Annotated in this window: 13 protein-coding genes; 9 read left to right on the top strand and 4 right to left on the bottom strand. The window is 57.8% G+C overall.

The genetic code is table 11. The features are described from left to right. Positions 1-83: 83 nt before the first annotated feature. Positions 84-338, top strand: coding sequence for a succinate dehydrogenase assembly factor 2 (locus NL64_RS21505; RefSeq protein WP_034150065.1), 255 nt, complete (start codon positions 84-86; stop codon positions 336-338). Continuing rightward, positions 322-774, top strand: a complete 453-nt coding sequence (locus NL64_RS21500; RefSeq protein ID WP_034150064.1) for a protein YgfX — start codon at positions 322-324, stop codon at positions 772-774. The genes NL64_RS21505 and NL64_RS21500 overlap by 17 nt, the downstream gene beginning before the upstream one ends. Here NL64_RS21500 and nadB read toward each other — a convergent pair. Continuing rightward, complete coding sequence (gene nadB / locus NL64_RS21495) at positions 743-2,359, bottom strand: L-aspartate oxidase (protein ID WP_034150063.1); 1,617 nt, start codon at positions 2,357-2,359, stop codon at positions 743-745. The two genes, NL64_RS21500 and nadB, sit on opposite strands and share 32 nt — an antisense overlap. A 557-nt stretch (positions 2,360-2,916) precedes the next feature. Between nadB and rpoE the strand changes: the two genes are divergently transcribed. From rpoE to NL64_RS21475, 4 genes are all read left to right on the top strand, one after another. Further along, on the top strand, positions 2,917-3,498 hold the full coding sequence (gene rpoE, locus NL64_RS21490) for an RNA polymerase sigma factor RpoE (RefSeq protein WP_003172477.1): 582 nt from the start codon (positions 2,917-2,919) through the stop codon (positions 3,496-3,498). 31 nt (positions 3,499-3,529) lie between these two features. Next, complete coding sequence (locus NL64_RS21485; RefSeq protein WP_034150062.1) at positions 3,530-4,117, top strand: sigma-E factor negative regulatory protein; 588 nt, start codon at positions 3,530-3,532, stop codon at positions 4,115-4,117. Between the two features lie 8 nt (positions 4,118-4,125). After that, a complete protein-coding gene (locus NL64_RS21480) occupies positions 4,126-5,085 on the top strand; it encodes a MucB/RseB C-terminal domain-containing protein (protein WP_034150061.1) in 960 nt (319 codons plus the stop codon). A 178-nt stretch (positions 5,086-5,263) separates the two neighbouring features. Further along, on the top strand, positions 5,264-6,691 hold the full coding sequence (locus tag NL64_RS21475; RefSeq protein ID WP_034150060.1) for a DegQ family serine endoprotease: 1,428 nt from the start codon (positions 5,264-5,266) through the stop codon (positions 6,689-6,691). A 76-nt stretch (positions 6,692-6,767) separates the two neighbouring features. Here NL64_RS21475 and NL64_RS21470 read toward each other — a convergent pair whose 3' ends face one another. After that, positions 6,768-8,201, bottom strand: coding sequence for a M48 family metalloprotease (locus NL64_RS21470; protein WP_034150059.1), 1,434 nt, complete (start codon positions 8,199-8,201; stop codon positions 6,768-6,770). Positions 8,202-8,299: 98 nt separating this feature from the next. Between NL64_RS21470 and NL64_RS21465 the strand changes: the two genes are divergently transcribed. Both NL64_RS21465 and NL64_RS21460 read left to right on the top strand, forming a co-directional pair. Continuing rightward, positions 8,300-8,539 carry a sulfurtransferase TusA family protein gene (locus NL64_RS21465; RefSeq protein ID WP_034150058.1) on the top strand — a complete coding sequence of 80 codons (240 nt, stop codon included), beginning with the start codon at positions 8,300-8,302 and terminating at the stop codon, positions 8,537-8,539. Between the two features lie 31 nt (positions 8,540-8,570). Next, entirely contained in the window at positions 8,571-9,641 is a 1,071-nt protein-coding gene (locus tag NL64_RS21460; protein WP_034150057.1) for an AI-2E family transporter, read from the top strand. Positions 9,642-9,699: 58 nt separating this feature from the next. On the opposite strand, the gene NL64_RS21455 is transcribed toward NL64_RS21460, so the two are convergent. Next, a complete protein-coding gene (locus tag NL64_RS21455; protein ID WP_034150056.1) occupies positions 9,700-10,173 on the bottom strand; it encodes a peroxiredoxin in 474 nt (157 codons plus the stop codon). Between the two features lie 10 nt (positions 10,174-10,183). Then, positions 10,184-10,744: a glycine cleavage system protein R gene (locus NL64_RS21450; RefSeq protein WP_007979776.1), complete on the bottom strand. Its 561-nt coding sequence runs from the start codon at positions 10,742-10,744 to the stop codon at positions 10,184-10,186. A 328-nt stretch (positions 10,745-11,072) separates the two neighbouring features. Here NL64_RS21450 and dapA point away from each other — a divergent pair, with 328 nt between their 5' ends. Then, positions 11,073-11,951, top strand: coding sequence for a 4-hydroxy-tetrahydrodipicolinate synthase (dapA, locus tag NL64_RS21445; RefSeq protein WP_034150055.1), 879 nt, complete (start codon positions 11,073-11,075; stop codon positions 11,949-11,951). The last annotated feature ends 14 nt before the right edge of the window (positions 11,952-11,965 follow it).

Here is an 11,965-nt window from a genome sequence, read left to right as displayed (position 1 = left end):
AAAGGATCACATGTGCCCGACCAAAGCCGACTGTTCGACGAGGCGCGGGGCTGTATACTTGCGGCCTATTTGAGGAGCGCTCCATGGTCGAAGATGTTGAACTGAACCGCCTCTACTGGCACAGCCGCCGCGGCATGCTTGAGCTTGACGTGTTGCTGGTGCCGTTTGTGAAAGAGGTCTACCCGCACCTCAACCAGCTTGATCGCGACTTATACGTCCGATTGCTCGAATGCGAAGATCAGGACATGTTCGGCTGGTTCATGGAACGTGCCGAATCGGAAGATCCGGAACTTCAACGCATGGTTCGCATGATTCTGGATCGTGTCCAGCCCAAGTGAGGGTTGCGAATACCGCTGGCATGCCTCACGGCAGTTGCTGGCGGCGTATCTGCTGGCCCAGCTGTTCGCGCTGGGTGCGCTGTTTCTTCTATCCATACCGCTTTGGGCCAGTCTGCTCGGCGCTGGTTGCTGCCTGCTGCATGGCGTTTGGGCGGTGCCTCGTCAGATCATGCTGACGCACCCGCAGGCGTTTTGCGGTTTGCGCCGCGACACCGATGGCTGGCAGTTATGGAGTCGGGCTGGGGGATGGCAACCGGCGCAGTTGCGCCCTGACAGCCTGGCGCTGCCATTGATCGTGGTGCTGCGTTTTCGTTTGCGTGGCGAGCGTCGGGTCAGGGCCATTTGCGTGCCCCGGGATTCGCAGGCGGCGGATGTTCACCGACGCATGCGGGTCCGGCTCAAGTTCAGTCGGCGTAGGTGGACGGCACCAGAATAGTGTCCAGGGCTACCGGCAGCATTTTCGGATAATCGAGGGTGTAATGCAGGCCACGACTCTCCTTGCGCTCCATCGCTGAGCGGATCATCAACTCGGCCACTTGAGCCAGGTTGCGCAGTTCGATCAAATCCCGGCTGACCTTGTAGTTACTGTAGAACTCGTCGATTTCGTCGAGCAACAAGCGCACTCGGTGCTGGGCTCGTTGCAGGCGCTTGTTGGTGCGCACGATACCCACGTAGTCCCACATGAAGCGGCGCAGTTCATCCCAGTTGTGCGCAATGATCACGTCTTCATCGGAGTCGGTCACCTGGCTCGCATCCCAGACGGGCAGGTCGACAGGCGCTGAAACCTGTGGCAATTGCTCCACGATGTCCGCCGCCGCCGAGCGCGCGTAAACGAAGCACTCCAGCAATGAGTTGCTGGCCATGCGGTTGGCGCCGTGCAGGCCGGTGAAGCTGGTTTCACCGATGGCGTACAGCCCCGGCACGTCGGTGCGACCCTGCTGATCGACCATCACGCCGCCACAGGTGTAGTGCGCCGCCGGAACCACCGGGATCGGCTGCTTGGTGATGTCGATGGAAAACTCGAGGCAGCGTTCATACACCGTCGGGAAGTGCGTCTTGATGAACTCTTCGGATTTGTGGCTGATGTCCAGATAGACGCAATCGACGCCCAGTCGCTTCATTTCATGGTCGATGGCGCGGGCGACGATGTCCCGGGGGGCCAGTTCTGCCCTCGGGTCGAAGCGCTGCATGAAGCGCTCGCCATTGGGCAGCTTCAGGTGTGCACCTTCGCCGCGCAGGGCTTCGGTAATCAGGAAGCTCTTGGCTTGCGGGTGATACAGGCAGGTGGGGTGAAACTGGTTGAACTCCAGGTTCGCCACCCGGCAACCCGAACGCCAGGCCATGGCGATGCCGTCACCGCAGGCGCCATCCGGGTTGCTGGTATAGAGGTAGACCTTGGCCGCGCCGCCGGACGCAAGAATCACAAAGCGGGCGCCGTAGGTATCGACTTCGCCGGTGCCGCGATTGAGTACATAGGCGCCGAGGCAGCGATCGCCTTCCAGCCCCAAGCGCTTTTCGGTAATCAGGTCGACCGCGACTCGCTGTTCCAGCAGCTCGATGTTCGGCCGCAGTTTGGCCTGATCGAGCAGCGTTCTGAAAATAGCAGCGCCGGTGGCATCGGCGGCATGGATGATGCGGCGATGGCTGTGACCGCCCTCGCGGGTCAGGTGAAACTCGAATCCACCGTCTTCGGTGCCGGACTGTTCATCGCGGGTAAACGGAACGCCCTGGTCGATCAGCCACTGAATCGCCTCTTTACTGTGCTCTACGGTAAAGCGCACCGCGTCTTCGTGGCACAGGCCGCCGCCGGCATTGAGGGTGTCATCGACGTGGGATTCGACGGTGTCGGTGTCATCCAGGACGGCAGCGACACCGCCCTGGGCCCAGAAAGTCGAGCCGTTGGCGAGGTCGCCTTTGCTCAATACGGCGATACGCAAATGACCGGGCAAGGTCAGCGCAAGGCTCAAGCCTGCAGCGCCGCTGCCGATTACCAGAACATCGTGTTGAAACTGTTGGCTCATTTCAGGATTCCGCTCAAAGCGACCCGGGTCGGGGTAGGCGCCAGACATCTGGACAGGGCGAGTCCGGCAACCGCACAGCCCACTAGTATATAGAGGGGGGGAGCGGCACAATACCCGAGCCCATATGGCATTGTGAAACTACCGTGACAGAAAACATCTGACGCTTCGTCGGATGTTTTTTCGGCCGTTTCGGTGACCAGGAGACTGTATCGTGGATTTAACAGTCTTTTTCTATTCAAGGTTGCACAATGTCGGTTTCAGGCAGCTATAAATATTTGGAACTTTTGCCAAAGGCCCAAGATCAATAGACGGTTGCCTGAGTCAAGGAACAGTGTCGGGTTCAGGCAGGATCTGCGGTTGGATCCTATCAGCGAATCTGATGACAAGATTATTCGCGCAGCCGAGTCATCTCGCGCTGCGCTTTTCGTGCGTGCCGAATCAGAGCCCGCAGGAAACTTGCCTGGAGGGGGAGAACTTTTGCGAAAAGCCCGAGTCTATGTTTGCAAGTCCGGTCGTTTAGTTATGCAAGCCTCCTCCGAGCTTATCGAGGAGTGTTCATGCTAACCCAGGAAGAGGATCAGCAACTGGTCGAACGCGTGCAGCGCGGCGACAAGCGTGCTTTCGATCTGCTAGTGCTGAAATACCAGCACAAAATTCTCGGGTTGATCGTGCGTTTCGTGCACGACACCCATGAAGCCCAGGACGTGGCGCAGGAAGCCTTTATCAAGGCGTACCGCGCGCTTGGAAATTTTCGCGGAGACAGCGCGTTTTATACGTGGCTTTACCGTATCGCCATCAACACGGCGAAAAACTATCTGGTTTCACGCGGCCGTCGGCCGCCGGATAGCGATGTCAGTTCCGAGGATGCAGAGTTCTACGATGGCGATCATGGCCTCAAGGATCTCGAGTCGCCAGAACGAGCTTTGCTGCGGGATGAGATCGAAGGCACCGTCCATCGAACCATTCAGCAACTGCCAGAAGATTTGCGTACGGCGTTAACTTTACGTGAATTCGATGGTCTGAGTTACGAGGACATTGCGAGCGTCATGCAATGTCCGGTTGGCACCGTGCGCTCCCGGATCTTCCGCGCCCGGGAGGCCATCGATAAAGCCCTGCAGCCGTTGTTGCAGGAAAACTAGAGACAGCGGCGACAGCCAAGAGAGGAACGCCATGAGTCGTGAAGCCCTGCAGGAATCGCTGTCCGCAGTGATGGATAACGAAGCGGACGAATTGGAACTGCGTCGGGTACTGAGTGCCTGCGACGATGTTGAAACCCGTGAAACCTGGGCTCGTTATCAAATCGCTCGGGCAGTGATGCACAAGGATCTGTTGCTTCCACGTCTGGATATCGCAGCGGCAGTCTCTGCGGCTCTGGCTGACGAAGCTGTGCCGGCAAAAGTCTCCCGTGGTCCATGGCGTAGCTTGGGTCGTCTGGCGGTGGCTGCTTCGGTAACGGTTGCCGTACTGGCAGGTGTTCGTCTGTACAACCAGGACGAGATCGCTGGTGTCGAATTGGCACAGCAATCCAGCCAACAAAATCTGGCGGCTCCTCAAGTTAAAGGCCCGGCTGTTTTGGCAGGCTACAATGAGAGTTCGGAAGCCACTGGTCCTATGGCCAACGGCGTTTTGCAAGGTCAGCCAGGCTGGCACGATCAGCGTCTGCCAGGTTACTTGCGCCAACATGCTCAACAGGCTGCACTGAAAGGTACTGAGAGCGCTCTGCCTTACGCTCGTGCAGCAAGCCTGGAAAACCGTTAAGGAGGATCATGCGCGCCATACCTCTACTTACGCTTCTGCTCAGTGGCTGGTTCGTTGTTCCAGCCCACGCCGACGAAGCCCAGGACTGGTTGACCCGTCTGGGCAAGGCCGAGCAACAGCAAAGCTTTTTTGGTACCTTCGTCTACGAGCGTAACGGTAGTTTTTCTACCCATAACATCTGGCACCGTGTCCAGGATGGCAAGGTCCGCGAGCGTTTACTCCAGCTCGATGGCTCAGCACAGGAAGTCGTACGCGTTGATGGGCATACTCAATGCGTCAGCGGCATTCTGATCGCGGGGCTTGGCGATTCTCCCAGCTCCTCGGCACGTGCACTTGATCCGCAAAAGCTCAAGAATTGGTATGACCTTGCCGTTATTGGCAAGTCGCGTGTGGCTGGTCGACCTGCAGTGATCGTTTCGCTAACCCCTCGTGACCAACACCGCTACGGGTTTGAGCTGCATCTGGATAAAGAAACCGGCCTGCCTCTCAAGTCGTTGCTGCTGAATGACAAAGGGCAATTGCTGGAGCGATTCCAGTTCACGCAACTGGATACCGCAAACGTTCCTTCTGATGCCAGCTTGCAGCCCGGCGCCGATTGCAAGGCGGTCAACCTAGAAAGTGACAAGGCTTCTGCGGTCAAAACCGCTCAGGTTTGGCATTCGGACTGGCTCCCACCCGGTTTCGAGCTGACCAGCAGTACGGCACGCAAGGATCCAGAGACCAAAACCCAGGTCAACAGCTTGATGTATGACGATGGTCTGGCTCGGTTTTCGGTGTTCCTGGAGCCTTTGAACGGTGCCTCCGTCACCGATACCCGCACTCAGTTGGGGCCAACCGTAGCTGTCTCCCGGCGCTTGACCACACCGCAAGGTGAAATGATGGTCACGGTGGTCGGCGAAATTCCGGCAGGCACCGCTGAACGAATTGCGCTCTCCATGCGTAATAATGCCGCTGCAACCACGCAGTGAGCTCCAGTCGAAATGTTTCGTGAGCATTTCAGTTTGCAAAAATCCCCAAAATTTTTTATAGGTCAGAGCCCCTCGGCTCTGGCCTTGTTTGTTGTTCCCGGAACAAAAATACCGGCGTATCTTTCCCGGTGTTCCTTGATCCATATCGCTTAACCATGCTCGTCGTAACGGGAGCCGTATGTCGATACCACGCTTGAAATCTTACCTCTCCATTCTTGCCACCGTGTTCGTGCTCGGTCAGGCGGTCGCTGTTCAAGCGGTCGAATTGCCTGACTTCACTCAGTTGGTCGAGCAGGCATCGCCTGCGGTGGTCAACATCAGTACCACGCAAAAACTGCCGGACCGTAAAGTCAGCGAGCAGATGCCTGATCTCGAAGGTTTGCCGCCGATGCTGCGCGAGTTCTTCGAACGGGGCATGCCGCCGCAACAACGCTCGCCTCGCGGTGATCGTCAGCGTGAAGCAACCTCCCTGGGTTCAGGTTTCATCATCTCGTCTGATGGCTACATCTTGACCAATAACCATGTGATCGCCGATGCCGACGAAATTCTCGTGCGTCTGGCCGATCGCAGCGAAATGAAAGCGAAGCTGGTGGGCACCGACCCGCGTTCCGACGTCGCACTGCTGAAAATCGAAGGCAAGGATCTACCGGTGTTGAAGCTCGGCAAATCCCAGGATCTGAAAGCTGGCCAGTGGGTCGTAGCAATCGGGTCGCCATTCGGCTTTGACCACACGGTGACCCAAGGCATCGTCAGTGCCGTCGGTCGCAGCCTGCCGAACGAAAACTATGTGCCGTTCATCCAGACCGACGTGCCGATTAACCCGGGCAACTCCGGCGGTCCGCTGTTTAACCTGAATGGCGAAGTGGTGGGGATCAACTCGCAGATCTACACCCGTTCCGGTGGTTTCATGGGCGTATCGTTCGCGATTCCTATCGACGTGGCCATGGACGTTTCCAATCAGCTGAAAAGTGGTGGAAAAGTCAGCCGTGGCTGGTTGGGTGTCGTGATCCAGGAAGTTAACAAGGATCTGGCCGAGTCGTTCGGTCTGGAAAAACCGGCGGGCGCGCTGGTCGCGCAGATCCAGGATGACGGTCCGGCTGCCAAGGGCGGGCTGCAAGTCGGTGACGTGATTCTGACCATGAACGGTCAACCGATCGTCATGTCCGCTGACCTGCCGCACCTTGTGGGCGCATTGAAGGCTGGCTCGAAAGCCAATCTGGAAGTGATTCGTGAAGGTAAACGTCAGAATGTCGAGCTGACGGTCGGCGCTATTCCGGAAGAAGGCAAAGAGCTGGACTCCTTGCCAAAATCCAGTGCCGAGCGCAGCAGCAATCGCCTGGGTGTTTCCGTGGCGGAGCTGACCGAAGAGCAAAAGAAAACCTACGACCTCAAAGGTGGCGTGGTGATCAAGGAAGTTCAGGACGGTCCTGCTTCGATGATCGGCTTGCAGCCTGGTGATGTGATCACTCACCTGAACAATCAGGCGATCGAATCCACCAAACAATTCACGGATATCGCCAAGTCGTTGCCGAAGAATCGCTCGGTGTCGATGCGAGTATTGCGTCAAGGCCGTGCCAGCTTCATCACCTTCAAACTGGCCGAATAGTCCGGTTGTTGGCTAAATAAAAAACCGCCTCGAAAGAGGCGGTTTTTTTATGTCTGCTTTTTGTTTGAGGAGCCGATCAGCCCATCATGTCCTTGATCATGCGCTCCTGCTCCATCAGCTCTCGCTGGCGGGCATCGATACGTGACGACAACGGGAAGTTGCTGCCCGCCTTGCGCTTGGCAAAATCCAGTTGCTGGATGGCCTGACGATAGTCGCCCACCAGCGCGAAATATTCGGCGCGCGCCTGATGCAAGCCGATGATGTTGCCCGACAGGCCGCGAGTTTCTGCGACCTGATACCAAACGTCCGGATCGTCCGGGCGTGATTTGAGCAAGCCTTCGAGGGCCTTTTCAGCATCGGCGGCGCGATTCTGTTTCAGCAACAGGTCGACACGCACCTGGTTCAGCGGGTAGTTGCCGGGGTACTGGGTCAGCATCCGGTCAACACGGGCTTGTGCGTCCGGCAGCCGGTTGTTGGTAATGTCGAGATCGACCTGCGCGAGGTTGTAGATGATCTCGTTTGGCGCCTTGGCCAGCAGCAACTTGAGGTTTTCCCGTGCTTCGTTCAGTTGGCCGCCCTTGATCTGGGCGATCGCCAGGCCATAGCGAGCAACATCGCTTTTCGGGTTTTCATCCAGTAGGGCGCGGAAACGTTTGGCGCCCAGCCCAGGCGTTTCTTCATAGATCAGTTGGACCCGTGCGCGAATCAGCTGATAGCGCAGGGTGTCTTCGATGCCACCCTGTGGGGCCTGTTCGGCTCGGTTGCGGGTGTCAGCAATACGCGATTCGGTGACCGGGTGAGTCAGCAGGAATTCCGGTGGCTTGGCATCAAAGCGGTATTGACGCCCCAAACGTTCAAACATGGTGGGCATCGAGCGCGGGTCGTAACCGGCCTTTTCCAGGTTGACGATGCCGATGCGGTCGGCTTCTTGTTCATTCTGGCGGGAGAACCGTCGCTGTTCCTGAATGGCCGCTGCCTGCGTACCCGCAATGGCGGCGATCCCGGCATCGCCACCACCGGCCGCTGCAATCACGATCCCGGCCAGTAGCGCGGCCATCATTGGCACTTGCATGCGCTGTTGGGCTTCAACGCCACGGGCAAAGTGACGTTGCGACAAGTGAGCCAATTCGTGCGCCAGTACCGAGGCATATTCGCCTTCGGTCTGGGCGTTAAGGAACAGACCACCGTTAACCCCGACAATCCCGCCCGGTGCCGCAAAGGCGTTGAGTTGCGGGCTGTTGATCAGGATGAACTCCAGGCGCCGGTCGTTGACCTGACTGGTTTCTACCAGTCGATAAACGCTGGATTCGACATAGTCCTTGAGCTGCGGATCGTTGAGCTGCGCTACCTGGCTGCGCAACAGCGCCAGCCATGCGCGGCCCAATTGATATTCCTGTTGCGGCGAGACAATGGCAGAGCTGGCGTCGCCGAGTGACGGCAGGTCGTCGGCAAAGCCCGGTGAGGCGAGCAGGCAAGCGAGCGTCAGCAGGGTAGGGCGCAAAAATGTCATGCACAAAGCCTTAGTCGACAAAGACCTTACTGTAGCCGGACACCAGCGCTGCGACCAGATATTCTAAGCAACTCAGCCACCCGCCCCGGAGTTATGCAATGACCGACGCTTTAGCCCATGACGTTGAACTGGACGCCAGCGGCCTGAATTGTCCGTTGCCGTTGCTCAAGGCAAAAATGGAACTCAATCGCCTGGCCAGTGGTGCGGTGCTCAAGGTCATCGCAACGGATGCGGGTTCGCAGCGTGACTTCCGCACCTTTGCCCGATTGGCGGGTCATACGCTGCTTCGCGAAGAAGATGAGGCGGGCGTTTACCGTTACTGGTTGAAAAAAGCCTGAAACCTGCTGCGTTTGTTCATAAGGATTATTGATGTTCAAAGTGTTACGCGACTGGATTCAGCGCTACTTCTCTGATGAAGAAGCCGTGGTTCTGGCAGTCCTGCTGTTCCTGGCGTTCACGGCCGTGTTGACGCTGGGCGGCATGCTTGCGCCGGTGTTGGCAGGGATGGTGCTGGCGTATCTGATGCAGGGGCTGGTAGTGACCCTTGAACGCATGCGGGTGCCGGGTGGGGCGGCGGTGGGGCTGGTCTTTGCCCTGTTCATGGGGTTGTTGCTGGTGTTCATCGTGGTCGTGGTGCCGTTGCTCTGGCATCAATTGATCACGCTGTTCAACGAATTGCCGGGCATGCTCGCCAAGTGGCAGTCGCTGCTGCTGTTATTACCTGAACGCTATCCGCATCTGGTTTCCGATGAGCAGGTGCTGCAGGCCATTGAAGTGGCGCGGGGCGAGATCGGCAAGTTCGGCCAATGGGCGCTGACGTTCTCGCTGTCGAGTTTGCCGCTGCTGGTGAACATCATGATTTATCTGGTGTTGGTGCCGATCCTGGTGTTTTTCTTCCTCAAGGATCGGCAAATGATCGGGGAATGGGTGCGCGGATATTTGCCCCGTGAGCGGGCGCTGATCACCCGCGTCGCCCATGAAATGAACCGGCAGATCGCCAATTACATTCGCGGCAAGGTCATCGAGATTTTCATCTGCGGTGGCGTGACGTATATCGCTTTCGTCGTGTTGGAACTCAACTACGCGGCGCTACTGGCGTTGCTGGTCGGGGTGTCGGTGGTGGTGCCCTACGTCGGGGCCGTGGTGGTGACCGTACCGGTGCTCCTGATTGCGCTGTTTCAGTGGGGCTGGAGCGATCAGTTCATCTATTTGATGGCGGTTTACGGGATCATTCAGACGCTGGACGGCAACGTGTTGGTGCCGCTGTTGTTCTCGGAAGCGGTCAACCTGCATCCGGTGGCGATTATTTGTGCGGTGCTGTTGTTTGGCGGGTTGTGGGGCTTTTGGGGGGTGTTTTTTGCGATTCCCCTGGCGACGCTATTCAAGGCTGTGCTCGATGCTTGGCCGCGCAAGGAACCGATAGTGGCGCCGCTGCTTTAGAGTGTAAAAAGATCACAGCCTTCTGCAGGAGCTGCCGAAGGCTGCGATCTTTTAAGGCTCAGGCTTTATTCAAGGCCTGGGCCGCCGCCAAAACAGTGTCAACATGTCCCGGCACTTTCACACCACGCCATTCCTGGCGCAGCACGCCATCCTTGTCGATCAGGAACGTGCTGCGATCAACGCCCATGTATTCCTTGCCATAAAGCTTCTTCAGCTTGATCACATCGAACAATTGGCAAAGGGCTTCTTCCTTGTCGCTGATCAGCTCGAAGGTAAATGCCTGCTTGGCCTTGAAGTTCTCGTGGGATTTCAGGCTGTCACGCGACACACCGAAGACTTCAGTGTTTGCCACTTTGAAAGCTTCCAGCTGATCGCGAAAGCCCTGACCCTGTGTCGTGCAACCCGGCGTACTGTCCTTCGGATAGAAGTAGATCACCACTTGCTTGCCTTTGAGGCTCGCGAGGCTAACGGTTTGCCCGCTGGTGGCGGGTGCTTCGAAATCGACAACCGGTTGATCGATGGCAACGGCCATGAAAGCTTCCTTACATTGGGTTCTGTGGGCGCCATGGTTCGATCAGGGCATCCAGGTTCAACGCATCGGCGAAGTCCAGGAACTGATCGCGCAACCAGCTGATTTGCACGCCGGCAGGCAAGGTCACGGTGAACGTGGCGTTGAGCATGGTGCCGCCGGTTTGGGGAGCCTGATAGGTATCGCAGGTCAGGTTTTCCAGCTCGACGTTGTGGTCCATGAAGAACTGACACAGCTCGTTGATGATGTCCGAGCGGTAGGCCGAGCTGACATAGGCAACATAAGGCAGAGCCTGAGGACGGTTCTCCAGCGCGGCGCTGCGCACCACGTTGACAGTGAATGCGTGCCGTTTGGCCAGCACGGGCAGGCTGCCTTCCAGACGCGCCAGGGCGTCCCAGCTGCCGGAAATTTCGAGGACCAACGCACTGCACTCGCCATGACGCGTCAGGCGAGAAGTAACCACGGCGCAGCGATTTTCATGGCTGGCGCGGCACAGGACGTTAGTCAGCTCCATGGGGTTGGCGCCGAGGGCACTGATGACAAGGAATTGTTCGCGAACTGTGGGGGTGGACATGCAGCATTCCTAAAGCGATGAGCGGTCGATACTTCTGTCGGCCAGTTTAGCCGGGGGCGAGCCTGCGGATGCGAATTCAGAAAACCCGAGGCGCAGGTTGCGACGTGCTCCACAATGGCAGGAGCGAGGGGTGGCAACGCTGGATCGGGGCTTGTGATGCCGAAAATGGAGGCTGAAACCCGACGTACGAGCTTGTCAGTACCGATCAAAGTCTGAAGGGTAGCGAAAAGCAGCGCCAAGGGGAATGGCGGCAGCGCAGTACTTCGCTTGTACAAGCATCTTGGCGCCAGTACCATTACGGCTCTCTTTTTCCGGCAGGAGCGGTTGCATGATTGCGGGCAGTATGGTGGCACTGGTCACACCTATGGATGCACAGGGTCGTCTCGACTGGGACAGCCTGAGCAAACTGGTGGACTTTCACCTGCAAAACGGCACCCACGCCATCGTGGCGGTCGGCACTACAGGTGAATCGGCGACTCTTGATGTGAGCGAACACATCGAAGTCATCCGTCGCGTAGTGAAACAGGTCAATGGTCGCATTCCGGTGATCGCCGGTACCGGCGCCAACTCGACCCGCGAAGCCATCGAACTGACCACCAACGCGAAGACCGCCGGCGCCGATGCCTGCCTGCTGGTCACGCCGTACTACAACAAGCCGACCCAGGAAGGCTTGTACCAGCACTTCAAGACAATCGCCGAAGCTGTCGACATTCCGCAGATCCTCTACAACGTGCCAGGTCGCACCGCTTGCGACATGCAGGCCGAGACCGTGATCCGTCTGTCGACCGTTAAAAACATCATCGGTATCAAGGAAGCCACCGGCGACCTGAGCCGTGCCAAGGCCATCATCGATGGCGTCAGCAAGGATTTCCTGGTGCTTTCCGGGGACGACGCCACGGCTGTCGAGCTGATCCTGCTGGGTGGCAAAGGCAACATCTCGGTCACCGCCAACGTCGCTCCGCGCGAAATGGCAGACCTCTGCATCGCTGCGCTGAATGGTGAAGCCGACAAGGCCCGTGCCATTCACGAAAAGCTGATGCCGCTCAATAAAACCCTGTTTATCGAATCCAACCCTATTCCCGTGAAATGGGCGCTGCATGAAATGGGCTTGATGCCGGACGGTATCCGTCTGCCGCTCACCTGGCTCAGCGCCGAATGTCACGAACCGCTGCGACAGGCCATGCGCCAGTCCGGCGTCCTGGTTTAATTGAGGAAGTACAA

The organism is Pseudomonas fluorescens (assembly GCF_000802965.1).
GTDB lineage: Bacteria > Pseudomonadota > Gammaproteobacteria > Pseudomonadales > Pseudomonadaceae > Aquipseudomonas > Aquipseudomonas fluorescens_A.
Note: the sequence above shows the minus strand (reverse complement) of the source record. Positions and strands in the feature narration are given on the sequence as shown.

What these genes read in the sequence shown, in the direction of transcription:
- dapA (WP_034150055.1), top strand. Translation starts at nt 11,073, where the DNA reads ATGATTGCGGGCAGTATGGTGGCACTGGTCACACCTATGGATGCACAG.
- NL64_RS21485 (WP_034150062.1), top strand. Translation starts at nt 3,530, where the DNA reads ATGAGTCGTGAAGCCCTGCAGGAATCGCTGTCCGCAGTGATGGATAAC.
- NL64_RS21480 (WP_034150061.1), top strand. Translation starts at nt 4,126, where the DNA reads ATGCGCGCCATACCTCTACTTACGCTTCTGCTCAGTGGCTGGTTCGTT.
- nadB (WP_034150063.1), bottom strand. Translation starts at nt 2,359, where the DNA reads ATGAGCCAACAGTTTCAACACGATGTTCTGGTAATCGGCAGCGGCGCT.
- NL64_RS21450 (WP_007979776.1), bottom strand. Translation starts at nt 10,744, where the DNA reads ATGTCCACCCCCACAGTTCGCGAACAATTCCTTGTCATCAGTGCCCTC.
- NL64_RS21470 (WP_034150059.1), bottom strand. Translation starts at nt 8,201, where the DNA reads ATGACATTTTTGCGCCCTACCCTGCTGACGCTCGCTTGCCTGCTCGCC.
- NL64_RS21475 (WP_034150060.1), top strand. Translation starts at nt 5,264, where the DNA reads ATGTCGATACCACGCTTGAAATCTTACCTCTCCATTCTTGCCACCGTG.
- NL64_RS21460 (WP_034150057.1), top strand. Translation starts at nt 8,571, where the DNA reads ATGTTCAAAGTGTTACGCGACTGGATTCAGCGCTACTTCTCTGATGAA.
- NL64_RS21465 (WP_034150058.1), top strand. Translation starts at nt 8,300, where the DNA reads ATGACCGACGCTTTAGCCCATGACGTTGAACTGGACGCCAGCGGCCTG.
- NL64_RS21505 (WP_034150065.1), top strand. Translation starts at nt 84, where the DNA reads ATGGTCGAAGATGTTGAACTGAACCGCCTCTACTGGCACAGCCGCCGC.
- rpoE (WP_003172477.1), top strand. Translation starts at nt 2,917, where the DNA reads ATGCTAACCCAGGAAGAGGATCAGCAACTGGTCGAACGCGTGCAGCGC.
- NL64_RS21455 (WP_034150056.1), bottom strand. Translation starts at nt 10,173, where the DNA reads ATGGCCGTTGCCATCGATCAACCGGTTGTCGATTTCGAAGCACCCGCC.